This is a genomic window from Cyclobacterium sp. SYSU L10401 (assembly GCF_010993705.1).
In the GTDB taxonomy this organism is placed as follows: Bacteria; Bacteroidota; Bacteroidia; order Cytophagales; family Cyclobacteriaceae; genus Cyclobacterium.
On sequence record NZ_WOFO01000005.1, the window covers coordinates 227,349 to 249,587 of the forward strand.

General features: G+C 42.3%; 37 protein-coding genes. All 37 read right to left on the reverse strand.

Going from position 1 to position 22,239, the window contains the following annotated elements; all coding sequences use genetic code 11:
- Positions 1–30: 30 nt before the first annotated feature.
- Positions 31–480, reverse strand: a complete 450-nt coding sequence (locus GL182_RS14010; protein ID WP_163380307.1) for a hypothetical protein — start codon at positions 478–480, stop codon at positions 31–33.
- Positions 481–1,117: 637 nt separating this feature from the next.
- Positions 1,118–1,996, reverse strand: coding sequence for a cysteine synthase CysM (gene cysM, locus GL182_RS14015; RefSeq protein ID WP_163380308.1), 879 nt, complete (start codon positions 1,994–1,996; stop codon positions 1,118–1,120).
- An 11-nt stretch (positions 1,997–2,007) separates the two neighbouring features.
- Positions 2,008–2,844 carry a serine O-acetyltransferase EpsC gene (epsC, locus tag GL182_RS14020; RefSeq protein WP_163380309.1) on the reverse strand — a complete coding sequence of 279 codons (837 nt, stop codon included), beginning with the start codon at positions 2,842–2,844 and terminating at the stop codon, positions 2,008–2,010.
- A 14-nt stretch (positions 2,845–2,858) separates the two neighbouring features.
- Positions 2,859–3,437: a hypothetical protein gene (locus GL182_RS14025; RefSeq protein WP_240469840.1), complete on the reverse strand. Its 579-nt coding sequence runs from the start codon at positions 3,435–3,437 to the stop codon at positions 2,859–2,861.
- Positions 3,418–3,705: an FtsB family cell division protein gene (locus GL182_RS14030; RefSeq protein ID WP_163380310.1), complete on the reverse strand. Its 288-nt coding sequence runs from the start codon at positions 3,703–3,705 to the stop codon at positions 3,418–3,420. The genes GL182_RS14025 and GL182_RS14030 overlap by 20 nt, the downstream gene beginning before the upstream one ends.
- Positions 3,706–3,780: 75 nt before the next feature.
- The gene (locus GL182_RS14035) at positions 3,781–4,986 is read right to left on the reverse strand and encodes a carboxypeptidase-like regulatory domain-containing protein (RefSeq protein WP_163380311.1); all 1,206 of its coding nucleotides are present in this window, start codon (positions 4,984–4,986) and stop codon (positions 3,781–3,783) included.
- A 234-nt stretch (positions 4,987–5,220) separates the two neighbouring features.
- Positions 5,221–6,498, reverse strand: coding sequence for a phosphopyruvate hydratase (gene eno / locus GL182_RS14040; protein WP_163380312.1), 1,278 nt, complete (start codon positions 6,496–6,498; stop codon positions 5,221–5,223).
- A 20-nt stretch (positions 6,499–6,518) separates the two neighbouring features.
- Complete coding sequence (gene carA, locus GL182_RS14045) at positions 6,519–7,610, reverse strand: glutamine-hydrolyzing carbamoyl-phosphate synthase small subunit (protein ID WP_163380313.1); 1,092 nt, start codon at positions 7,608–7,610, stop codon at positions 6,519–6,521.
- Positions 7,611–7,733: 123 nt separating this feature from the next.
- A complete protein-coding gene (gene rplQ, locus GL182_RS14050; protein ID WP_163380314.1) occupies positions 7,734–8,384 on the reverse strand; it encodes a 50S ribosomal protein L17 in 651 nt (216 codons plus the stop codon).
- Between the two features lie 5 nt (positions 8,385–8,389).
- Positions 8,390–9,379 (reverse strand): DNA-directed RNA polymerase subunit alpha, encoded by a 990-nt coding sequence (locus tag GL182_RS14055; RefSeq protein WP_163380315.1) that lies wholly within the window; start codon positions 9,377–9,379, stop codon positions 8,390–8,392.
- Between the two features lie 32 nt (positions 9,380–9,411).
- The gene (rpsD, locus tag GL182_RS14060) at positions 9,412–10,017 is read right to left on the reverse strand and encodes a 30S ribosomal protein S4 (protein WP_163380316.1); all 606 of its coding nucleotides are present in this window, start codon (positions 10,015–10,017) and stop codon (positions 9,412–9,414) included.
- Positions 10,018–10,034: 17 nt separating this feature from the next.
- Positions 10,035–10,433, reverse strand: coding sequence for a 30S ribosomal protein S11 (rpsK, locus tag GL182_RS14065; protein ID WP_014020645.1), 399 nt, complete (start codon positions 10,431–10,433; stop codon positions 10,035–10,037).
- A 15-nt stretch (positions 10,434–10,448) separates the two neighbouring features.
- Positions 10,449–10,826 carry a 30S ribosomal protein S13 gene (gene rpsM, locus GL182_RS14070; RefSeq protein ID WP_163380317.1) on the reverse strand — a complete coding sequence of 126 codons (378 nt, stop codon included), beginning with the start codon at positions 10,824–10,826 and terminating at the stop codon, positions 10,449–10,451.
- 5 nt (positions 10,827–10,831) lie between these two features.
- Positions 10,832–10,948 (reverse strand): 50S ribosomal protein L36, encoded by a 117-nt coding sequence (rpmJ, locus tag GL182_RS14075; RefSeq protein WP_009034194.1) that lies wholly within the window; start codon positions 10,946–10,948, stop codon positions 10,832–10,834.
- Positions 10,949–10,999: 51 nt separating this feature from the next.
- A complete protein-coding gene (infA, locus tag GL182_RS14080) occupies positions 11,000–11,218 on the reverse strand; it encodes a translation initiation factor IF-1 (RefSeq protein WP_073095415.1) in 219 nt (72 codons plus the stop codon).
- Between the two features lie 2 nt (positions 11,219–11,220).
- Positions 11,221–11,994, reverse strand: coding sequence for a type I methionyl aminopeptidase (gene map / locus GL182_RS14085; RefSeq protein WP_163380318.1), 774 nt, complete (start codon positions 11,992–11,994; stop codon positions 11,221–11,223).
- A gap of 2 nt (positions 11,995–11,996) precedes the next feature.
- Positions 11,997–13,313 carry a preprotein translocase subunit SecY gene (gene secY, locus GL182_RS14090; protein ID WP_163380319.1) on the reverse strand — a complete coding sequence of 439 codons (1,317 nt, stop codon included), beginning with the start codon at positions 13,311–13,313 and terminating at the stop codon, positions 11,997–11,999.
- 3 nt (positions 13,314–13,316) lie between these two features.
- A complete protein-coding gene (gene rplO / locus GL182_RS14095; protein ID WP_163380320.1) occupies positions 13,317–13,763 on the reverse strand; it encodes a 50S ribosomal protein L15 in 447 nt (148 codons plus the stop codon).
- Between the two features lie 55 nt (positions 13,764–13,818).
- Positions 13,819–13,998 carry a 50S ribosomal protein L30 gene (gene rpmD, locus GL182_RS14100; protein ID WP_163380321.1) on the reverse strand — a complete coding sequence of 60 codons (180 nt, stop codon included), beginning with the start codon at positions 13,996–13,998 and terminating at the stop codon, positions 13,819–13,821.
- Positions 13,999–14,002: 4 nt separating this feature from the next.
- A complete protein-coding gene (gene rpsE, locus GL182_RS14105) occupies positions 14,003–14,521 on the reverse strand; it encodes a 30S ribosomal protein S5 (protein WP_163380322.1) in 519 nt (172 codons plus the stop codon).
- 5 nt (positions 14,522–14,526) lie between these two features.
- Positions 14,527–14,877, reverse strand: a complete 351-nt coding sequence (rplR, locus tag GL182_RS14110) for a 50S ribosomal protein L18 (RefSeq protein WP_163380323.1) — start codon at positions 14,875–14,877, stop codon at positions 14,527–14,529.
- A 7-nt stretch (positions 14,878–14,884) separates the two neighbouring features.
- The gene (gene rplF, locus GL182_RS14115) at positions 14,885–15,442 is read right to left on the reverse strand and encodes a 50S ribosomal protein L6 (RefSeq protein WP_163380324.1); all 558 of its coding nucleotides are present in this window, start codon (positions 15,440–15,442) and stop codon (positions 14,885–14,887) included.
- A gap of 9 nt (positions 15,443–15,451) precedes the next feature.
- Positions 15,452–15,847 (reverse strand): 30S ribosomal protein S8, encoded by a 396-nt coding sequence (rpsH, locus tag GL182_RS14120; protein WP_163380325.1) that lies wholly within the window; start codon positions 15,845–15,847, stop codon positions 15,452–15,454.
- 83 nt (positions 15,848–15,930) lie between these two features.
- Positions 15,931–16,200: a 30S ribosomal protein S14 gene (gene rpsN, locus GL182_RS14125; RefSeq protein ID WP_026956459.1), complete on the reverse strand. Its 270-nt coding sequence runs from the start codon at positions 16,198–16,200 to the stop codon at positions 15,931–15,933.
- 2 nt (positions 16,201–16,202) lie between these two features.
- Entirely contained in the window at positions 16,203–16,763 is a 561-nt protein-coding gene (gene rplE / locus GL182_RS14130) for a 50S ribosomal protein L5 (RefSeq protein ID WP_163380326.1), read from the reverse strand.
- Positions 16,756–17,100 carry a 50S ribosomal protein L24 gene (rplX, locus tag GL182_RS14135; RefSeq protein WP_163380327.1) on the reverse strand — a complete coding sequence of 115 codons (345 nt, stop codon included), beginning with the start codon at positions 17,098–17,100 and terminating at the stop codon, positions 16,756–16,758. The genes rplE and rplX overlap by 8 nt, the downstream gene beginning before the upstream one ends.
- Before the next feature lie 2 nt (positions 17,101–17,102).
- A complete protein-coding gene (rplN, locus tag GL182_RS14140) occupies positions 17,103–17,471 on the reverse strand; it encodes a 50S ribosomal protein L14 (RefSeq protein ID WP_163380328.1) in 369 nt (122 codons plus the stop codon).
- A 3-nt stretch (positions 17,472–17,474) separates the two neighbouring features.
- Positions 17,475–17,738, reverse strand: a complete 264-nt coding sequence (gene rpsQ, locus GL182_RS14145; protein WP_163380329.1) for a 30S ribosomal protein S17 — start codon at positions 17,736–17,738, stop codon at positions 17,475–17,477.
- 8 nt (positions 17,739–17,746) lie between these two features.
- Positions 17,747–17,941, reverse strand: coding sequence for a 50S ribosomal protein L29 (gene rpmC / locus GL182_RS14150; RefSeq protein WP_163380330.1), 195 nt, complete (start codon positions 17,939–17,941; stop codon positions 17,747–17,749).
- 4 nt (positions 17,942–17,945) lie between these two features.
- Positions 17,946–18,368, reverse strand: coding sequence for a 50S ribosomal protein L16 (gene rplP / locus GL182_RS14155; protein WP_073095403.1), 423 nt, complete (start codon positions 18,366–18,368; stop codon positions 17,946–17,948).
- Positions 18,369–18,388: 20 nt separating this feature from the next.
- Positions 18,389–19,126, reverse strand: a complete 738-nt coding sequence (rpsC, locus tag GL182_RS14160) for a 30S ribosomal protein S3 (protein WP_163380331.1) — start codon at positions 19,124–19,126, stop codon at positions 18,389–18,391.
- Between the two features lie 3 nt (positions 19,127–19,129).
- Positions 19,130–19,519, reverse strand: a complete 390-nt coding sequence (rplV, locus tag GL182_RS14165) for a 50S ribosomal protein L22 (RefSeq protein ID WP_163380332.1) — start codon at positions 19,517–19,519, stop codon at positions 19,130–19,132.
- 2 nt (positions 19,520–19,521) lie between these two features.
- On the reverse strand, positions 19,522–19,800 hold the full coding sequence (gene rpsS, locus GL182_RS14170) for a 30S ribosomal protein S19 (protein ID WP_073095400.1): 279 nt from the start codon (positions 19,798–19,800) through the stop codon (positions 19,522–19,524).
- 2 nt (positions 19,801–19,802) lie between these two features.
- Positions 19,803–20,627, reverse strand: coding sequence for a 50S ribosomal protein L2 (gene rplB, locus GL182_RS14175; RefSeq protein ID WP_163380333.1), 825 nt, complete (start codon positions 20,625–20,627; stop codon positions 19,803–19,805).
- Positions 20,628–20,640: 13 nt separating this feature from the next.
- On the reverse strand, positions 20,641–20,928 hold the full coding sequence (gene rplW, locus GL182_RS14180) for a 50S ribosomal protein L23 (RefSeq protein WP_163380334.1): 288 nt from the start codon (positions 20,926–20,928) through the stop codon (positions 20,641–20,643).
- A 4-nt stretch (positions 20,929–20,932) separates the two neighbouring features.
- Positions 20,933–21,562, reverse strand: coding sequence for a 50S ribosomal protein L4 (gene rplD / locus GL182_RS14185; RefSeq protein WP_163380335.1), 630 nt, complete (start codon positions 21,560–21,562; stop codon positions 20,933–20,935).
- A 4-nt stretch (positions 21,563–21,566) separates the two neighbouring features.
- Complete coding sequence (gene rplC / locus GL182_RS14190) at positions 21,567–22,199, reverse strand: 50S ribosomal protein L3 (RefSeq protein ID WP_163380336.1); 633 nt, start codon at positions 22,197–22,199, stop codon at positions 21,567–21,569.
- Positions 22,200–22,239 lie beyond the last annotated feature (40 nt).

Here is a 22,239-nt window from a genome sequence, read left to right on the forward strand (position 1 = left end):
TAAGTAAGCCCGTAATTCTACAGTAAATTTTCATTGAGATTCTGATTTTCCCCCAAAGTCAAAACCATATACAAGATTGGGCTTGAAGTGCATGACAGCAGTTAACACCAGTAGTACAACAGGCATTACCTGATCCCATAGCAGGACCTTTTGCTCCACAAGTGATTCCAGGTAATCATGGCTGTAACTAAAAAGAATCAGCAGAAGACCAAAAAGACAGCAAATCCAAGTTAGCCATCTTCTTATTTTCCGCTGTTCGGAATAGTGAATGTTTATCGGTTGGGCGAAAAACAATAACCTCAGCCCAAAAAGGAAATAAATTAGTAGGGAAACAAGTAATAATTCCTGAGGACAAACAAAAGGAAACGCCGAACCGCCTGGCATAACGAGTTCTATTGGTTCATGGACCTGAGAGGTAGAAAACAAAAAACCAGGCAACTCTTTCCTGGAAATATTGAGTACCAACGGGATTAATACCATAATTAATGGAATGAAATGGAGTAAATCCAGGTAGTTATTGCTTTTTGAACCAACTAGTGTGTTTCGAATAAAAAAGTAAAAAAAGGGACCTACACAAAGCATTAGCAAATACATCAGAACTGCGAGCCCCCCCATAACATATTCATAATGCTGGGTAAAAAGGAAACCACTAAAAAACAGGAGTGCAAACCCCATGTATTGCTGGGAGACTTTTGCTCTTTTTCCAGCCAGAATCAAAATAATAGCATTTATGATGGCAAGGGCTAAAACAAAATAAGTTACTAATTCACCAAATTCCATAGGTTAATTGCTGGTAAGCGTTCCGAAAGAATGGGTAAAAAGTATGCCAAACTCCTATTGAAATCAAGGAAAACATGAAATATTAAGCATTCAGGGTAATGGTCATGCAAAGGTATTGATTCCAGTATATTATGGATAAATTTAACGCAAATGTCTTACAGGTAAGGACCAATAGGCGGCGTACTACCATTCTTTTGGCAAGTGTCCCTTTGACCTTCCAAAAAATTCGTGACGTACTGCTGTTAAAGCAGGTGCTTCCTCAATCGAATAGGGGAAAACCATCTCTGTTTAGCAGTAATTTCCAGCGAAGAAACGTGGAATAAAAAGTTGGTATGATTTAACCAAATAGGTTGGAACTCAAATACCGGTCACCCCTGTCGCAGGTGATGCAAACAATCAGGCCTTCTTCCAGGGTTTTGGAAAGCTCGAGCGCAGCATGCAAGGCCCCGCCGCTACTCATACCCGCCAGAATACCTTCTTCTTTGGCCATCCTGCGAGTCATGGCTGTTGCCTGCTCTTCGCTCACGTCAATCACCTGATCTACCCTTTCCGGCTCAAAAATTCTGGGCAAGAATTCCGGAGACCACCTTCTGATGCCCGGAATGCTGGAGCCATCCGTAGGCTGGGTACCCACAATCCGAATGGCAGGATTTTTTTCTTTCAGGTACCGGGAGACTCCCATGATGGTACCCGTGGTGCCCATAGCTGAAACAAAATGAGTAATTTTTCCTTTGGTATCCTTGAATATTTCGGGGCCTGTAGTCTGGTAATGGGCCCTGAAGTTATCCGGATTGGCAAATTGGTTGAGCATAAAGTATCCTTTTTCTGCTGCCATTTCCTCGGCCAGGGTTCGCGCATACTCAATGGTTTTTTCCGCTGGAGTCAAGATCACTTTGGCCCCATAAGCTTCCATAGATAGGATCCTCTCCCGGGTAGAATTATCCGGCATGACCAGGGTCATCTCTACCCCAAGCAAATTGGCGACCATCGCCAAAGCTATACCGGTGTTTCCGGAAGTGGCCTCCACAAGTTTGGATCCTTTTCCTATCTCTCCCCTATTCAGGGCCTGTCGGATCATATGATAAGCGGCCCTGTCTTTTACAGAACCTCCCGGGTTTTGCCCTTCCAGCTTGCAGTAAATTTTAACTTTTGGATTTTCCGGAATCTGTTCCAGTTCAATTAAAGGGGTATTCCCAATTAGTTCAAATAATTTCATAGGTGAGAATTTCAGGCATCACTTTTCAGCACATAAAAGTCTGTCAGGTTTGAAGCGCCGTCATAAATTTTAGTCTGGTAATAAATTTTACTTTTTGGAGGAATGCTTTTGGTCAGCCATACATTTCCGCCAACTACACTTCCTTTGCCAATCACCGTATCGCCCCCTAAGATTGTGGCTCCAGCGTAGATCACCACATCATCTTCTATGGTAGGATGTCTTTTTTTATCCGCATCTTCCTTATTGACACTCAAGGCACCCAAGGTTACTCCCTGATATATTTTTACCCGGTCACCCACAACGGTGGTTTCTCCAATGACAATTCCTGTGGCATGGTCGATACAGAAATGGCGGCCGATTTTGGCTCCTGGGTGAATGTCTACTCCGGTTTTGCTATGGGCATATTCAGTAATCATTCTCGGAATCAGCCCTATACCAAGCTTGTGTAACAAATGGGCAATGCGATAGGCGGCGATGGCATAGAAGCCGGGATAACAACGAATGATCTCAGTTTTTGACTTTGCGGCAGGATCGCCTTCAAACATGGCCTGCAAATCCTCGTGTATCCGGTCAAATACCTCCTTTTCCAATCGGTCGAAAAAGGCATCCGCCAGGGCTTCCCCATCCCCTTTGTACAGAACTTCATTCTTTTTAAGTACATGCCGGAGTTGGGACCTCAATTGAAAAAAATTATTCTCCAGGTTTCTTCTATCCCTATGAATTTCATTGGCATGCTCCGGAAACAATATTCCGAGGATATCATCGAAAAATCGATTGATGACCTTTGGAGAAGGGCATTCAGGGCAATGGTTGTGGGCTTTGTGCAATCGGTCTATAAATGAATCCATGCTTTGTAGTAGCTTTAAAATACAAAACCCACTCTAATGACATATGGTTCATTATAAGGAGACCTTCTATTGTCATAGCTAAAGTTATACAAAAGCATAAAGTTCATACCTCCCCGTTCGCCGAAAGGTGTAAAGTAGCCTGCTCCCCCAAATAATCCGGGCACCCATTCTCTGGTAATGAACACATCATTGGAATTGGGTATGGGGTTGGCCACCTTCACATTGAGTGCCTCATATTCAGCATGTAAAAATATCCTGGGCAATAAATTGAACCTGTTAAAAATTCTTCCTCCATAAATATGTCCTGCAGCATCCCGATAAAATCGATTATTGAAATATTGGTAGGTCGCGCCTGCTCCCACAGAATATTTCTCAGTGATCATCACCCCGGCCAGGGGTGATACTTCTACGAAAGTGATGGTCCCAAACTGAACGCTTCCATTCCCCCCAAAGTACAGCCGATCTTTAAGAGGTGGGTTTTCTTCGGGATATATTGCCCGCTGCCCCTGCACCTGAAAACTTTGAAAAATAAAAAAGAGCAGTACCAAGGTACCGGCTGGTGTTTGCCATAAATCATTCTTCCACAATAACATACAGGTCTTCCGTTTTCCTTTTCATCAAATATCGCTCCCGCGCAAACTTTTCCAACAGCTCATAATTGCTCAGCAACTCCTCTCTTTCAGCCTGTATTTTCTCTTTTCGCTCCTGGTAGAATTCCTTTTGATTTTCCAAATCATTCAATTTGGACCGGAGTTTAAAATGGCTGATGATATCATTGCTGTCAATAAAAACCATCCATATGATGAATAAAACGGTAAATACGAAGTAGAAGTTTTTGGTGTACCTGATGTATTTGGCCATTTCTTTACTTTATGATTATCCAAATATAGGAAAACTATTACCAACCTTCCAAAAACGGCTTATCCCATATCAATTTTAATCGGGCAATTCATAATCAATGGGTAAATCATCCCCCATTCTTTGCCAGCTCCAATACCCCTCCAGATACAGGGAAAGGGGATTGGCCTCCAAACCGGTTGGGTATATCGATACAGGGGCCGTTTGCCTTAAAAATGAAACAGGATAGGGGGATCTGGGAGCTTTGCCTGGTACAAATGAATGGATAAACTCCCTGCTGACTTTCCCTCTGGTAAAGGTGATTTGCAAAAAATCATCAAACTCCAAAGTAAGTTCTCCATCAGTGACAGTGCTATATTCCGATTCTTTCAGTGGGTCGGGTTCTACTTTATCAATTATTTTTGGAAGGGACTCCTTGCTAACAATTGCCGATAAAGAGTCCCTGAAAATGCTGTAGGGTAAATCCTTGGTAATTTCAAGTTGCTGTTTTGCCTCAAGAATTGCCCTTTCTGAAGGACGTTCCGGATTTGGTACCTGCTTCATTTTCCTTACCTCGAACCCTTCCTGGTCTGTAACACCTTTTATCAGACTGCGCTTAAAATGCAACCAGGAACCCCGGTATGCCGATGACCGGTTTCTTTTCCACCTGCGTTGTTTTATTTTCCCTCCATCCATTTCGGTATACCTGGGATAGCCCAAAAAGTGAAATATTTTTTTCTCGGTATCCAACTCAAAGGAGTTCAAAAGATAATCTATGCGGTATCCGAGTGCATGATTTTCTATAATTAAAAAGTCGGTGCTGTAAACTTTCAGTAACGATTGATCAAAGTCAATGACCAAAACCTCCGGATTAATAATATTGCAGCTTGTGGCAAAACGGCTGTTACCCAAAAAATGGTATTCAAAGAGCTTCAGGTTTTCGTACCACTCACTGCTCCTTTCTCCATCCACTTGCAATTCCTTCAGGTCGATGGGCTTCTGGGCCATCTCAAAAACAAACCGAGGGAGCTCACCTGAGAAATCTGTCGAATAAACCAGGTTTTCATATCCAACCAAAGACAGGACCAGTTCATAATGGCCTGCTTCCATTTCCAGTTCAAACTTTCCATTTTCATCTGCAATGGTGCCTTCAGCAGTATTGTTTACAAATACTGTGACAAAAGGCAAGGGCAAATTTGTTTCCTCATCCACTACCCTACCTTCTACCTTAATCTTCTGGGCCATTAAAGGAATGCTGAGGAATGATCCCAGCAACAGTAAGCAGAAAGAAATGATTGCCATCATTTTCATTGTTTCCTTGTAATAATCTTAATTATTTGAAAACAAAAATATATTCTTATGTATCAGGAAATAAAGCTGATGCAATTCAAACTATAAACCGAAGATATGAAAATAAACAAATACCCTATCTTTTAAATAGAAAAACCCTTTCAAAGCTCCGGGCCTTAAAAGGGTTTTTTCAATTATGCTTTTTATTTCCCTCATCACCGAAAGAAAATAAAACAGGTTAATACTGCATTAAAACTTCAATCCGGGGAAATAGGCTGAATCGCCCAGCTGCTCTTCAATTCTCAGCAACTGGTTGTACTTGGCCATCCTATCTGAACGGGAGGCGGATCCGGTTTTGATTTGTCCTGTATTCAATGCCACTGCCAGGTCTGCGATGGTGGAATCTTCCGTTTCTCCGGAACGGTGGGACATGACCGATTTGTATTTGTTTCGGTGACACAAATCCACCGCATTGATCGTTTCGGTAAGGGATCCAATCTGGTTTACTTTTACAAGCAAGGCATTGGCAATATTCTCGTCAATTCCCTTTTGCAATCTTTCTACATTGGTCACGAAGAGGTCGTCTCCGACAATCTGGATTTTATCTCCTACAGCCTCAGTCATCATTTTCCAACCCTTCCAATCATCTTCCTGCATGCCGTCTTCGATGGATTTAATGGGATATTTATTTACCCATTCGGTCCAGTAGTTGGCCATTTGTTCGGAAGTAAGTTCATCACCAGTAGATTTCTTAAATACGTACAATCCTTTTTCTTCATCATAGAATTCAGAGGAGGCAGGATCCATGGCTATGAACACATCCTCTCCGGGTCGGAATCCTGCTTTCTCTATGGCCTGCAGGACCACTTCAATGGCTTCCACATTATTTTTGAGGTCCGGAGCAAATCCTCCTTCGTCACCCACATTGGTAGAAAGTCCTTTGCTCTTCAGCACTGCTTTCAACTCATGGAAAATCTGGGCACCCATCCTTAGGGATTCTGAAAAAGAAGAAGCTCCAGCTGGCATCACCATAAACTCCTGAAAATCAATACCATTGTCAGCATGCGAGCCACCATTCAGGATATTCATCATGGGAACAGGCAGGGTGTTGGCATTTACTCCACCGATGTACCTGTACAGGGGCTGGCCGGATTCCATGGCAGCTGCCTTGGCTACTGCCAGGGAAACACCCAATATGGCATTTGCTCCCAACTTGGATTTATTCTTGGTTCCATCAAGACTCAGCATGATCTGGTCGATTTGATTTTGCTCAAAAACATCAAATCCGATCAATTCCGGAGCTATCAGGTCATTTACATTGGCTACGGCCTTCAACACACCTTTACCCATATAAATGTTTTTATCTCCGTCCCTCAATTCTACGGCTTCGTGAACGCCTGTAGAAGCACCACTGGGTACGGCTGCCCTTCCAAAAGCTCCATTTTCGGTAAATACATCTACCTCAACTGTAGGGTTTCCCCTGGAATCTAAAATTTGTCTTGCGTGAATGGATTGTATCAATGTCATAACAATATAAGGTTAATGAATTAGTTCTGTAAGAATGAAATAAATTGTTCGAATAAATACCTGGAATCGTGGGGACCAGGCGAACTTTCCGGATGGTACTGAACCGAAAAGGCGGGCTTGTCTTTCACCCTTATACCTGCTACGGTCCCATCGTTGAGGTGCAAATGGGTAATTTCCAATTGATCGTTCAGGTCAATATCTTCCCGACTTACCACAAAACCATGGTTTTGTGAAGTGATCTCACTTTTTCCGGTAAGCAGGTTTTTAATGGGATGGTTAAGCCCGCGGTGCCCATGATGCATTTTGTAGGTAGACACACCACATGCCCTGGCTAAAAGCTGGTGCCCCAGACAAATCCCAAACAAGGGTTTGTTATTTTCCAGGATCTCTTTGGTAGTATCTACTGCATACTGCATCACAGCTGGGTCACCTGGACCATTTGAAAGAAAATAAGCATCAGGCTTCCATTGTTCCATTTCCGCAAAACTGGTCTTGGCAGGAAATACTTTACAATAAACCCCTCGTTCTTCAAAGCACCTTAAGATGTTCTTTTTAATCCCATAATCTACACAGGCCACCCTTATGGCAGCTTTTTCATCTCCGTGAAAATAGGGCGTTTTGGTAGACACCTGTGAAGACAATTCAAGGCCATTCATATCAGGGACCTTGTCCAATTCCTTTTTCAAGGCATCCAGGTCCTCTATTTCGGAACTGATAATGGCATTCATGGCGCCTTTTGATCTGATATGCCTGACCAGTTTCCGGGTATCCACATCAGCAATGCCCGTGATACCATGTCGTTCCAGGTACTCTTGCAGGGATTCTCTGGCATCCAGACGGCTGTAGATTTCCGAAAAATCATTTACGACAATGCCGGCGATTAATGGCCGATCAGATTCTTCATCCTCTTCTACCACCCCATAGTTTCCTATATGAGCTGTGGTATTTACGATGATTTGTCCTGTGTAGGACGGATCAGTATAGATTTCCTGATAACCGGTCATCCCGGTATTGAAGCAAATCTCTCCGCCATTGGTCCCGTGACTACCCACTAAACTACCGGTAAAAACAGTTCCATCTGCTAAAAGAAGGGTGGCTTTTTTCTTGTTCATGTCAATTTTTGATAGGCAAATTTAAGAAATTTATAAGTAGTAGAAAGCATTCAAAGAAAAGGATACAAAAAAAGGGATTGAACCAAAGCCCAATCCCATTCTTTTCCTACGATAAAGCATAAATCACTCAGATTTTTTATCGTCATCTTTTTTATCTGCGTCTTCATCACCAGCAGACTCCGGTGCATCTTTATCAGCAGCAGCTTCCGGTGCATCGGCTGCACTATCAGCAACATCTTCAGATTTCTCTTCAGCAGCAGGATCCTTGGCCTTTTTCTTTGCCTTGGGCGTTTCCTTCTCTTCCTTGACCTCTTCAGCCACAGGTACGTCAGATGAATCACTGCTTTTGCCGGATCCCCTTCGGCTTCTTCTTCGGCCAGACTTTTTGGTTGGCTGTTCATCTTTCAACAACAATTCGTTGTAATCGACCAGCTCAATGATACACATTTCCGCATTATCACCCAGCCTAAAACCGGTTTTAATGATTCGGGTATAGCCGCCTGGCCTGTTGCCAACTTTTTCTACTACTTCCCCAAAAAGAAGCTTGATGGCTTCTTTATTTTTCAGGTACCCGAATGCAATTCTTCTATTGTGTGTGGTATCTTCTTTGGCCTTGGTGATCAAAGGTTCGATATATTTCCTCAGCTCTTTGGCCTTGGCAAGGGTAGTACTGATCCGCTTGTGTTCCAAAAGAGACTTGGCCATATTTGAAAGCATGGCCTTTCTATGTGAGGCGGTTCTACCTAAATGGTTAAATTTCTTACCGTGTCTCATTTTAATTATTCTTCATCAAGTTTATACTTTGAAAGATCCATGCCGAAAGTCAGGCCTTTTTCCTGGATCAACTGCTCCAATTCCGCCAGGGATTTTTTACCAAAATTCCTGAATTTCATCATGTCTGAAATCTCCAATTTAGCCAGGTCCCCCAATGTCTTCACATCAGCAGCTTTCAGGCAATTGTAAGCCCTGACAGATAAATCCAGATCACTCAGGGAGGTTTTCAACAATTTCCTCATGTGCAGGTATTCCTCATCAATGGGCTCAATTGCGCCACTGCCAGGAGCATCAATGACCATGGTCTGATCTGAAAACAACATGAAATGTTGAATCAGAATTTTGGCAGACTCCTGAAGGGCTTTTTCCGGATGAATAGAACCATCAGTACTGACTTCCATGATAAGTTGCTCATAGTCGGTCTTTTGCTCCACCCGGGTATTCTCTATCCTATATTTCACATTCTTTATGGGTGTAAAAATAGCATCCATAGAGATGGTTCCATAAAGCTGTTCCTTTGGCTTAGATTCTTCTGCTGGAAGATATCCCCTTCCCTTGTCCACACTAAGTTCGATCTCAAGGGTTTTGGAATCATCCAGGTGACATATGACCAATTCAGGATTCAGAATCTCAAAAGAGGTGGTGAATTTAGCAATATCACCTGCAGTAAAAACATCCTTGTTCTTTACTTCGACAGTAATTTTATTGTCGATCGCATCATGGATCTTTTTGAACCTAACCTGCTTCAGGTTAAGAATGATGTCAGTAACGTCTTCAACCACTCCTTCTATACTGGAAAACTCATGCACCACACCGGGTAATTTTACTGCAGTGATGGCATATCCTTCCAGTGAAGACAAAAGAATCCTTCTAAGGGCGTTTCCAATGGTTACCCCGTATCCTTTCTCAAGTGGTTTGAACGTAAACAGACCATGAAAATCATCTGCTTTTTCCATTACCACCTTTTCTGGCATTTGAAATGCTAATATGGACATATCTTTAATTCTTTTTTTAGGAATGTAAATGATTACTTAGAGTACAATTCAACGATCAGTTGTTCTTTGATGTTCTCCGGAATATCCTCCCTTAATGGAACATTAACAAACTTACCGCTTAGGGAACCATTGTCCCATTCCAACCAGCTAAATCGGGTTGTTCCTCTGCCTCTAAGGCTTTCGGTAATCGCTTCCAATGACTTGGATTTTTCTCTTACTCCAACCACGTCGCCGGGTTTCAAAAGGTAAGAAGGGATATTGACAAGGTTACCATTCACAAGTATATGCTTGTGGGAAACCAATTGCCTGGCACCTCTTCTGGTAGGAGCGATACCCAAACGATACACAGTATTGTCCAACCGGGCTTCCAGCAATTGCAACAGGTTTTCACCGGTTACCCCCTTTTTCCTGGAAGCAATGTTAAACATTTTAGCAAATTGTCTTTCCAAAACGCCATAGATGTATTTGGCTTTTTGTTTTTCCATCAACTGGATGGCGAATTCAGATTGCTTTTTCCTTCTACCCCTACCGTGCATCCCAGGAGGATAATTCTTCTTCTGAAGCACTTTGCTTTGCCCTTCAATGGGCTCGCCAAATTTTCTGGCAATTTTTGCTTTTGGACCTCTATATCTAGCCATGCTTATTTTTCTTTAAATTAAACTCTTCTGCGTTTGGGAGGACGACAACCATTGTGAGGTAATGGTGTAACATCGGTAATGGTAGTTACATCCAAACCAACATTTTGGAGGGTTCTGATAGCAGATTCCCTGCCTGCTCCAGGACCTTTAACAAATACCTCGATCTTTCTCAGACCAAGGTCATATGCTACTTGTCCACAATTCTGAGCAGCCATCTGAGCAGCGTAAGGCGTATTCTTTTTAGAACCCCTGAATCCCATTTTACCAGCAGAGGCCCAGGAAATAACCTGACCCGAATTGTTGGTAATAGAGATAATGATATTATTGAATGAAGCTTTGATATGGGCTTGTCCCACCGCTTCAACTTTAACAACCCGCTTTTTAGCTTTTGTCTTTTCGTTTCTTTTCTGAGCCATAATCTATGTCAGGATTTATTTAGTCGCTTTCTTCTTATTGGCAACAGTTTTTCTCTTACCTTTTCTGGTTCTGGCGTTATTCTTTGTTTTCTGACCACGGACAGGCAAACCTTTTCTGTGCCTCAAACCCCTGTAACAGCCAATATCCATTAGCCTTTTAATACTTAACTGTACCTCAGACTTGAGAACACCTTCTGTCTTGTATTCTTCAGCAATAATGTTCCTGATAGCGGTTGATTCATCATCATCCCATTCCCCGGCTTTCTTATCCAAAGAAATACCTGCCTTATTAAGGATGGCCCTGGCCGTACTCCGACCAATACCAAAAATATAAGTAAGGCCTACTTCACCACGTTTATTGTCCGGTATATCGACACCTGCAATTCTAGCCATAGTATTTAACCTTGTCTTTGTTTAAACTTAGGATTCTTTTTGTTGATCACGTAAAGCTTTCCTTTCCTCCGGATTACCTTGCAGTCAACACTTCTCTTTTTAATAGATGCTTTAACTTTCATATCAATACTACTTTTTCTAATTACCGATACTTTTTGATTGCTCCCTTTCGCTTATTTATAGCGGTATACAATCCTTCCCTTGGAAAGGTCATAAGGAGACATTTCTAACTTTACCTTGTCTCCGGGTAAAATCTTGATGTAATTCATCCGCATTTTACCGGAAATATGAGCAATAAGTTGATGACCATTCTCCAGCTCCACTTTAAACATTGCATTGGACAATGCTTCCACAATGGTGCCGTCCTGCTCTATAGATGCCTGTTTAGCCATAATTAAAATTTAAAATTCTCTTCTATATAACGATGCGTTGTCAAGATCTCTGTTTTGTCCTCAAATATGGCAACAGTATGTTCATAATGAGCAGAGGGCTTTCGATCTGCTGTTCTGATGGTCCAACCATCCCTCTCCTGAACGACATTCCTTGTTCCGAGATTTACCATGGGTTCAATTGCCAGCACCATTCCTTCTTTCAATTTCGCTCCACTCCCCCTTTTTCCCCAATTGGGTACCTCGGGAGGTTCGTGAAGCTGTTTGCCCAGCCCATGACCGACCAGCTCTCTTACAACTGTATAACCTTTGGCCTCAACAAACTTTTGAATGCCATTTCCAATATCGCCAACACGATTGCCGAAAACAGCCTTTTCTATCCCCACATAAAGGGATTCCTTGGTAGCCTTTAAAAGCGCAATAACTTTGGGAGAAACTTCACCAACAGGGTAAGTATAAGCGGAATCGCTATGAAAACCTTGGTGAAAGACTCCACAATCTATTGAGATTATATCGCCATCTTTCAATACATACTGACTGGGAAACCCGTGAACAACTACTTCATTCACAGAAATACACAGTGATGCGGGAAACCCATTATATCCCTTGAATGAAGGAACGCCTTGGTGATCCCGGATAAATTCTTCAGCAATTTTATCTAAAGAAGCAGTCTTTACTCCTTCTTTCACATGTTTGGCTACCTCGCCGTGCGCTTTTCCGAGAATCTGCGCACTTTCTTTTATAAGTTCAATCTCTTCTTCTGACTTATACTGTATCATACTTAAGCTACAGCGTAACTAGAAGGATCATTTTTCATGTTACCACTTTTCATCATTCCTTCATAATGCCTCATCAGCAAATAACTTTCTATTTGTCGCAAGGTATCGAGGATAACACCTACCATAATCAGCAGGGACGTTCCTCCATAGAATTGGGCAAATTCACCACTCACTCCTGCTATAATGGCAAAGGCAGGCATGATCGCTACAAGGGCCAACAAAATAGAACCAGGAAGCGTGATTCTTGAAATGATATTATCAATGAATTCAGATGTAGGTGCACCAGGTTTAATACCCGGAACAAACCCCCCATTTCGTTTCATATCTTCCGCTATTTGTTCGGGATTTACGGTAATGGCCGTATAGAAAAAGGTGAATAATATGATCATCAATGCGAAAACCAAATTGTATTGCCAGGAGGTAAAGTCACTGAAAGTGGTTCCGATATAGGCAGCAATATCACTTGACTCTGCCCAAATCTGAGCAATAAGTGCAGGTAGAAACATCAGGGACTGTGCAAAGATGATAGGCATTACCCCGGAAGCATTCACTTTAATAGGAATATACTGGCGTTGACCACCATACACTTTTCCTCCAACTACCTGCTTGGCGTACTGTACCGGAATTCTTCTGACAGCTTCTGTCAAAGCTACCACGCCAACCACTACGAAAAACAAGATAACGGCTTCAAGGATCAACAAGAGGATTCCCCCTCCACCTTTTGACAAACTTTCTGAAATGATGGCACCCGGTAGCGCTGAAATAATACCAATCATAATCAACATGGATATACCATTGCCGATTCCTTTCTCGGTAATCTTTTCACCAATCCACATACAGAACATGGTCCCGGAAGTAAGCAAGATCAAGGCTGATACCATGAAGAGGGTTTTGTCAATCATGATTGCTTCATCAGGGATGGTTGCAGTTATGTATCCTATTCCCTGAGCAAATGTGATCAATATGGTCAATACCCGGGTGATTTGATTGATTCGCTTCCGCCCAGACTCGCCCTCTTTTTGCAACTTTTGAAAATACGGTACCCCAACAGTCAACAATTGCAGTACAATTGAAGCAGAAATATAGGGCATGATACCCAAGCCAAATATGGAAGCCCTACTGAAAGAACCGCCCAAAAAGGTATCTATCAATCCGAAAATACCTGTGGCAGCTTCACCAAGACGACTCGGATCCACTCCGGGAAGGACGACAAAAGATCCAATTCTGAATACAATAAGCAAGCCTATTGTATTCAATATCCGAATTCTTAAATCCTCAATCGAAAAGATGTTCTTTACTGTTGTGATAAACTTTTTCATGAATTAAATCTTATTAGCAGATCCTCCAACCTTTTCAATCGCCGCAATGGCTGTAGCGGAGAAACTGTGGGCACTTACATTTACTTTTGAGGTAAGTTCGCCCCTTCCAAGCACTTTTACAAGATCTTTTTTGGAAACTAAACCATTTTCATGCAAAACATCAAAATCAATGGTGTCTACATTCAATTTAGTGGCCAATTCCTGAATCTTATCCAAATTGACTGCCTGGTAAGCCACCCTATTGTGACTGGTAAAACCAAACTTGGGTACTCTTCGCTGTAAAGGCATTTGACCACCTTCAAAGCCAAGCTTGGTTTTATACCCGGACCTGGATTTTGCACCTTTATGACCTCTGGTCGAGGTACCACCCCTACCGGAACCCTGGCCCCGACCAATTCTCTTTCGGGTCTTGATGGAACCTTCAGCTGGTTTTAATGTATGTAATTTCATCTTCTATATATTTTCTACTGGTTTAAAACAGAGATTGCCTTATAAGCTACTGTTTTTAAACGTCTTGAACCTTAACTAAATGGCTGATTTTTCTGATCATACCTTGCATCTGTGGGGTGTTCTCCACTTCAACAGTCCTATTGATCTTCCCCAATCCGAGGGCAGCGATGGTTGCTTTCTGATTCTTAGGTCGCTTTATAATGCTCCTGATCTGCGTAACTTTAACCTTAGCCATAAATTTAACCGTTAAATACTTTAGATAATTTAACCCTTCTCTGCTGAGAGACCGCAATGGCATCTCTGAGATGAACTAGCGCATCGATGGTTGCTTTAACCACATTATGTGGGTTGGATGATCCCTTGGATTTGGCCAGGATATCGGTATATCCGGCGCTTTCCAACACCGCACGCATGGCTCCACCTGCCAATACTCCCGTACCGGGAGCTGCCGGTTTGATCAAAACCAATCCTCCTCCATATTTACCTAACTGGTCATGGGGAATGGTGCCCTTCAGCATGGGAACTTTAATCAGGTTTTTCTTGGCATCTTCAACACCCTTGGTAATGGCATCGGTTACCTCATTGGCTTTACCTAAACCGAAACCAACCACACCTTTTCCATCTCCTACCACAACAATGGCCGAAAAAGAGAACCTACGTCCACCTTTTACCACTTTAGCTACCCTGTTAATGGCAACTACTTTTTCACTCAATTCTGTATCTGTAGCCCGAATGGGTTTTTTACTTATTTGGGACATAATGATTAAAATTTAAGGCCTCCTTCTCTGGCACCGTCGGCCAAAGCTTTTACATTTCCATGATAAAGATACCCGCTTCTGTCGAAAACAACTTCATTTAAGCCGTTAGCTACCGCTTTTTCAGCAAGCTTTTTCCCAACTTCTTTGGAAACGGATACATTTATGTTTTTACTGGAACCCAATTCCTTAGAGGAAGCGGCTGCTAGCGTTTGACCCTTTAAATCGTCAACCAATTGTGCATAAATCCCGGTATTACTTTTGAATACGGAAAGTCTGGGCCTGGAATCGGTACCGGAAATCTTTCTTCGGATACCCCTTTTAATTCTCAGTCTTCTAGTTTTTTTCTTGAAAGCCATCTTCTAATTATTTTTTAGCAGCAGTTTTACCAGCTTTACGTCTAATATGCTCACCTACAAATCTCACACCTTTACCTTTGAAAGGCTCCACTTTACGCAGAGATTTGATCTTAGCGGCAACCTGACCGATTAGTTCCTTATCAATTCCCTCCAGGGAAATCAGCGGATTTTTACCTTTGGGAGTTTCTGTTTTGATAGCTATTTCCTGGGGAACCAATAAAAATATATTATGTGAGTAACCCAGTGAAAGTTCAAGAATTTGACCTTGATTGGTAGCTTTGTAACCTACACCTACCAGTTCCAGCTCTTTTTTATATCCTTCATGAACACCGATAACCATATTGTTTACCAGGGAACGGAAAAGTCCATGCAGAGATTTATGACGCTTTGAATCAGTGGGTCTTTCCAATACCACCTGATTGTCCGCAATTTTTACTGATATATCAGGATTTACTTCCTGTACCAGAGTACCTTTGGGACCTTTAACAGTTACCTGATTGTGATCAGAAACGTCTACAGTCACACCCGCCGGTATATTTATCGGTTTTTTACCTATTCTAGACATATCAATTGATTAATAAACGTAACAAAGTACTTCTCCACCCACGCCTTCAACACGGGCTTCTTTGTCAGTCATCACCCCTTTAGAGGTGGAAATAATTGCGATTCCCAAACCATTAATAACTCTGGGGAGGGTATCTTTATTTACATATTTTCTTAAACCTGGCTTACTGATACGCGAAAGGTTAACAATCGCATTTTCCTTTGTTTGGGGATTGTACTTCAGGGCAATTTTAATCGTTCCCTGAGGACCATCTTCAACAAATTTGTAATTTTGTATGTAACCTTTGTCAAAAAGAACCTTGGTCAGTTCTTTTTTCATGTTCGAAGCAGGTATTTCTACTATCCGGTGAGAAGCCTTGATGGCATTCCTCAACCTGGTTAGATAATCAGCTATTGGATCAGTCATATTTGTATTAGTCTAACTGCAAAACCCTAACGGGCCTGCAAAGTTACACAATGAAATTTAGAATAAAAACTATTATATAATTTTTACCAGCTAGACTTGGTTACACCCGGAATTTTACCTGCTGAAGCCATCTCTCTGAAAGTCACCCTGTTGATACCAAATTTTCTCATGTATCCCTTGGGCCTGCCGGTAAGTTTGCATCGGTTATGAAGTCTTACTGGAGAAGCATTCTTGGGAAGCTTATCCAAGGCTTCATAATCACCAGCAGCTTTAAGTTCAGCTCGTTTTTTAGCATATTTTGCTACCAAACGCTCCCTCTTTCTCTCGCGGGCTTTTATCGATTCTCTTGCCATTATTATTCTTCTTTATTTTTATTTACAAAAGGCATTCCCAGAGATTTGAGCAGCGCATAAGCCTCTTCATCACTATTGGTACTTGTCACCAGGGTAATGTCCATTCCGGAGATCCTGTTTACTTTATCAATACTGATTTCAGGGAATATGATTTGCTCTGTTACTCCTAGGGTGTAATTTCCGCGGCCGTCAAAACCTTTATCAGAAATCCCTTTAAAATCCCTTACCCTTGGTAAAGCAATGCTTACCAACCTGTCAAGAAATTCATACATGCGGTCTCCCCTTAAAGTTACTTTTGCTCCAATCGGCATGCCATCCCTTAACTTAAAGTTGGATATGGAATTCTTGGCCTTGGTAGCCACAGCTCTCTGCCCGGTGATCAGTGATAATTCTTCTACCCCCTGATCTACCAGTTTCTTATCTGCTACAGCAGCACCAATACCTTTGTTTAAAACAATTTTGGTAAGTTTAGGTACCTGCATCACACTTGAAAACTGAAATTTATCCTTCAGCTCTGAAGTGATTTCTTTATCGAACTTTTCTTTTAATCTAGGTTTAGCCATTGATCACCTCCCCGGTTTTCTTAGAGTACCTTACTAATTTTCCGTCTTCATTTTTCTTTCTTCCAATCCTGGTAGCTTCGCCTGTTTTAGGATCTACCAATTTCAGATTGCTGATATGAATGGGAGCTTCCTTCTTCTCAATGCCACCCTGGGGTGAATTCGCTGTTGGTTTGATATGTTTGGTTACCATATTCAAACCCTCCACGATCGCCCTTCTTTTGGCTTGATCAACAGAAAGGATTTTCCCTTTTTTGCCTTTGTCGTCACCTGAAATTACCAAAACGGTATCCCCGGATTTGATGTGCAATTTAGGTTGCTTGTTAAATTTTCTTTCCATGTTTACAATACTTCAGGGGCCAGTGATACAATTTTCATAAACTGCCGCTCCCTCAGTTCCCTGGCCACAGGGCCAAAAATACGGGTACCTCTGGGTTCGTCGTTGTTATTCAAAAGTACGGCCGCATTATCTTCAAACCGGATATAGGAGCCGTCTTTTCTACGGACTTCTTTTCTGGTCCTTACTATTACCGCTTTGGAAACAGTGCCTTTTTTCATGTTGCTGGACGAAATGGCTGATTTGACAGTCACGACAACCTTGTCTCCAATGGAGGCATACCTTCTTTTGGTTCCTCCCAAAACTCGGATTACAAGCACTTCTTTGGCGCCTGAATTGTCCGCTACGCTTAATCTGGATTCTTGCTGTATCATGATTTATAAAGCCCTCTCTATTATTTCGACCAATCTCCAACGTTTACTTTTGCTCAGCGGACGCGTTTCGCTGATTTTAACCAGGTCTCCCGGGTTACAATCATTGTTTTCGTCATGAGCCATGAATTTGGTAGTTTTACCAACAAACTTACCGTACATGGGGTGTTTTACCCTTCTTTCCACAGCTACGGTAATGGATTTATCCATTTTGTTGCTAACTACCTTACCTATTCTTTCTTTACGAAGGTTTCTTTCTATAGTAGCCATTTTATTTGTTATTTAGCTAGTTGTTTGGCTCGTAAAAAAGTATTCAACCTTGCGACCAAACGCCTTGATTCTTTGATTCTATTTGGATTCTCTATAGGAGAGATCGCATGAGCAAAACGCAGTTTTGTCAGGTTCTCCTTTTCCGCAGCTATGCGTGATATGATTTCGCTCTCCGTAAGAGCATTGATTTCAGAATTTTTCATTGCTTTATGATCCAACGTAATCTCTACGTACGACAAATTTGGTACTTACAGGAAGCTTTTGCTGAGCCAATCTCAGCGCTTCCTGGGCTACTTCTACAGGTACACCTGTAGCTTCAAAAAGGATTGTTCCCGGCTTGATCACCGCAACCCAATATTCGGGAGCTCCTTTACCTTTACCCATCCTTACCTCTGCAGGCTTTTTGGTAATGGGTTTATCTGGGAAAATCCGGATCCAAACCTGACCCTCTCTTTTCATTGCTCTTGTCATGGCAATACGGGCAGCTTCTATTTGTCTAGAGGTGATCCATCCAGGCTCAAGGGATTTGATTCCAAAATTGCCAAAGGCCAGGGTATGACCCCTTTGGGCAATTCCTTTGATCCTCCCCTTGTGCATTTTTCTAAATTTCGTTCTTCTTGGCTGTAACATGATTGCTCAGTTAAAGATGTTTAGTTGTTTCTTTTTCTTCTCTTGGGTCCACCTTCTCTCCTTCTCCTGTTTCCAGCCGGAGCATTGCCTTTGGCATCGCTTCCTGTGCTTAGATTAGGTGAAAGATCTCTCTTCCCGTAAACTTCACCCTTGAAGATCCAAACCTTAATACCAATCTTACCATATACCGTCTGTGCTTCCGACAGGGCATAGTCCACATCGGCACGGATGGTATGCAAAGGTATTCTGCCTTCCTTATACATCTCAGACCTGGCCATCTCAGCACCGCCCAGCCTTCCGGAAAGCTTTACTTTTATTCCTTCTGCACCTACCCTCATAGTAGCTGCAATGGATTGTTTCATGGCTCTTCTGAAAGATATCCTTGCTTCCAATTGCTGGGCAATAGATTCTCCCACCAATTTAGCATCCAATTCAGGTCGTTTGATCTCAAAAATATTGATCTGAACATCCTTATTGGTCAGCTTTTTTAATTCTTCCCTAAGCTTATCTACCTCGGAACCTCCTTTACCAATTACCACACCCGGACGTGCCGTCTGTATGGTTAGGGTAATTCTCTTGAGGGTTCGTTCAATGATTACCTTGGATATGCCTCCTTTAGGAATCCTGGCAAATACATACTTCCTGATATTCTGGTCTTCATAAAGCTTTTCAGCGAAATCACGTCCACCATACCAGTTAGAGTCCCAACCCTTGATGATACCAAGCCTTAAACCAATTGGGTTAACTTTTTGTCCCATATTTTAATCTTCATTTTCATTTGATTCAACAATATCAGCGGTAACGTCTCCACCCAGGGAGTCTACGATTAGCGTTACATGATTTGATCTTTTACGGATCCTATGGGCCCTGCCCTGAGGTGCAGGTCGAAGCCTTTTCAACATCCTGCCACCATCTACAGCGATGGTCTTGACATATAATTCAGCATCTTCCAGTTTCTCTTCAGGATTTTTTGCCTGCCAGTTGGCAATGGCTGATAATAACAGCTTTTCTAACCTGATCGCCCCATGATTAGGGGTGAATTTCAGGATACTCAATGCCTGACCAACTTTCTTTCCCCTTACCAGATCCGCAACCAGACGCATTTTTCTGGGAGAGGTAGGAACGTTTTTTAATTTTGCTATTGCTTCCATGATTATCTCTTTCCTTTATCTTTTTTGGCAATGTGTCCACGGAAATTTCTGGTAGGAGCAAATTCACCCAGTTTATGGCCGACCATATTGTCTGTCACAAACACAGGGATAAATTTGTTTCCATTATGCACTGCAAAGGTATGTCCCACGAAGTCCGGAGAGATCATAGACCTTCTTGACCAGGTCTTGATTACGGATTTTTTCCCGGAATCGTTCATGACATCCACTTTCTTTGCCAAATGATGTTCTATATAAGGGCCTTTTTTTAATGAACGTGCCATGTTTATTTAGATCTTCTGCTAATGATGAATTTATTGGAATACTTCTTAACGGAACGGGTTTTCTTACCTTTAGCCAATAAACCGGTTCTGGAACGTGGGTGCCCTCCGGATGAACGGCCTTCTCCACCACCCATTGGGTGATCGACAGGGTTCATGGCCACACCTCTGGTTCTGGGTCTTCTTCCCAACCATCGCTTACGGCCGGCTTTTCCAAGGACTACGTTCATGTGCTCCCCATTGGATACTGTACCAATGGTTGCTTTACAAGTCCCCAATACCATCCTCATTTCACCAGAAGGCAATTTGACGGTCACATATTTTCCTTCTCTGGCCAGCAATTGAGCATAGCCACCTGCACTACGTGCCATGGCACCACCCTTTCCAGGTTTTAACTCAATGTTGTGGATAATGGTACCCAAAGGAATGTCCTTCAAAAATAAGGTGTTGCCTACCTCAGGACTGGCATTCTCCCCACAAAGTACGGTTTGCCCAACCTGCAGCCCTTCCGGAGCCAGCATGTAAGTCTTGGTACCATCCTTGTAAAACAACAAGGCAATCCTGGCTGTCCTGTTGGGATCGTATTCTATACTTTTTACTACTGCAGGTACGCCCTCTTTAAGTCTTTTAAAGTCGACAATCCTGAGTCTTTTTTTATGTCCGCCTCCGATATACCTGGAGGTCATTTTTCCAGTATGGTTCCTGCCTCCGGTTTTTCTCAAAGGAGCCAATAGGCTCTTCTCCGGTTTGGAAGTGGTGATCTCATCAAAAGATGGAGCCACTCTAAATCGGGTACCGGGGGTTACAGGTTTTAATTTTTTAACTGCCATTGGTTTGATTCAATTAAATTTCACCGTAAAAATCAATAATTTCACCTTCCGCCACCTGTACTATCGCCTTCTTAAATGTGTTGGTATAGCCGGATACTATCTTGGCTTTGGTGTACCTGGTTTTCTTTTTTGCCGCATAACGCATGGTACGTACCCCAACCACTTTGACACCGTACATTTTCTCTACAGCTTGCTTGATCTGAGGCTTCTTTGCAGTTTTTTCTACCACAAAACCGTAGACCCCACGTTCGTTCATGGCTGAGATCTTTTCTGTAATCAAAGGTCTTTTTAATATCTCCATGATTTTATTTCGATAAAAGGGTTTCTAATTTACTCAATGCACCTTCACAAAAAACCAGGCTATCGGCATCCAAAAGCTCATACGTATTCAAATCATCTACCATTCGTACTTTTGCTTTTTGCAAATTTCTGGAAGACAAGTATACATTTGGATTGTTTTCAGCTACTACCAACAGGGTCTTTTTATCTGTAAGCGACAAATTGGAAAGCAGCTTGATGTAATCTTTTGTCCGGGGTGCATCGAAAACCAGATCTTCCAATATTACCAAACCATTGTCCTTTGCCTTGTATGACAAAGCCGACTTTCTGGCAACCTGCTTTAATTTTTTATTCAATTTAAAAGAATAATCCCTTGGCTTGGGTCCAAATACCCTACCGCCACCCCTGAAAATCGGGGATTTGATAGAGCCTGCACGAGCACCTCCGGTACCTTTTTGCTTCTTAATCTTCTTGGTAGAACCGGAAATTTCGGCCCTTTCCTTTGATTTATGTGTACCCTGTCGCCTGTTAGCCAAATATTGTTTGACATCAAGGTAAATGGCGTGATCGTTAGGCTCAACCGCGAAAATATCCTCGGAAAGCGTCACTTTTCTTCCGGTGTCTTCACCGGTCTGTTTTAATATTGCTAATTCCATCTTCTTACTTCTCTAGAATCACAAAAGAATTTTTGGCTCCCGGTATAGAACCACTTACCAGAAGCAGGTTCTTTTCAGGATAAATTTTAAGTACTTTTAAATTAAGTACTTTGACCCTGTTACCTCCGGTCCTTCCAGCCATTCTCATGCCTTTAAAGACCCTGGAAGGCCAGGAGCAAGCACCGATGGAACCAGGATGACGTTGCCTGTTGTGCTGCCCGTGGGTAGCTCCTCCGACACCACCAAAGCCATGTCGTTTTACCACGCCTTGAAAACCCTTTCCTTTGGATGTTCCGATGGCATCGACAAAGTCACCTTCAACAAAAATCTGATCAGATATGACGGTTTTACCCATGTCTACCTGTCCTTCGAATTCCACTCTGAAATCCCTGAATTCAACAACTTTCTGCTTTGGCGTTGTACCGGCCTTTTTGAAATGACCGATCAATGGCTTGGGCGTATTTTTCTCCTTACGCTCACCATAAGCCAACTGTACAGCGTTGTACCCGTCTGTTTCTACATTTTTTACTTGCGTCACTACGCAAGGACCAGCTTCTACTAACGTGCATGCGACATTACGTCCATCGGCACTAAAAATACTAGTCATTCCGATTTTCTTACCTATAATTCCAGACATCTATGGATATATAATATACAATGATTCACAAGGCTTTACA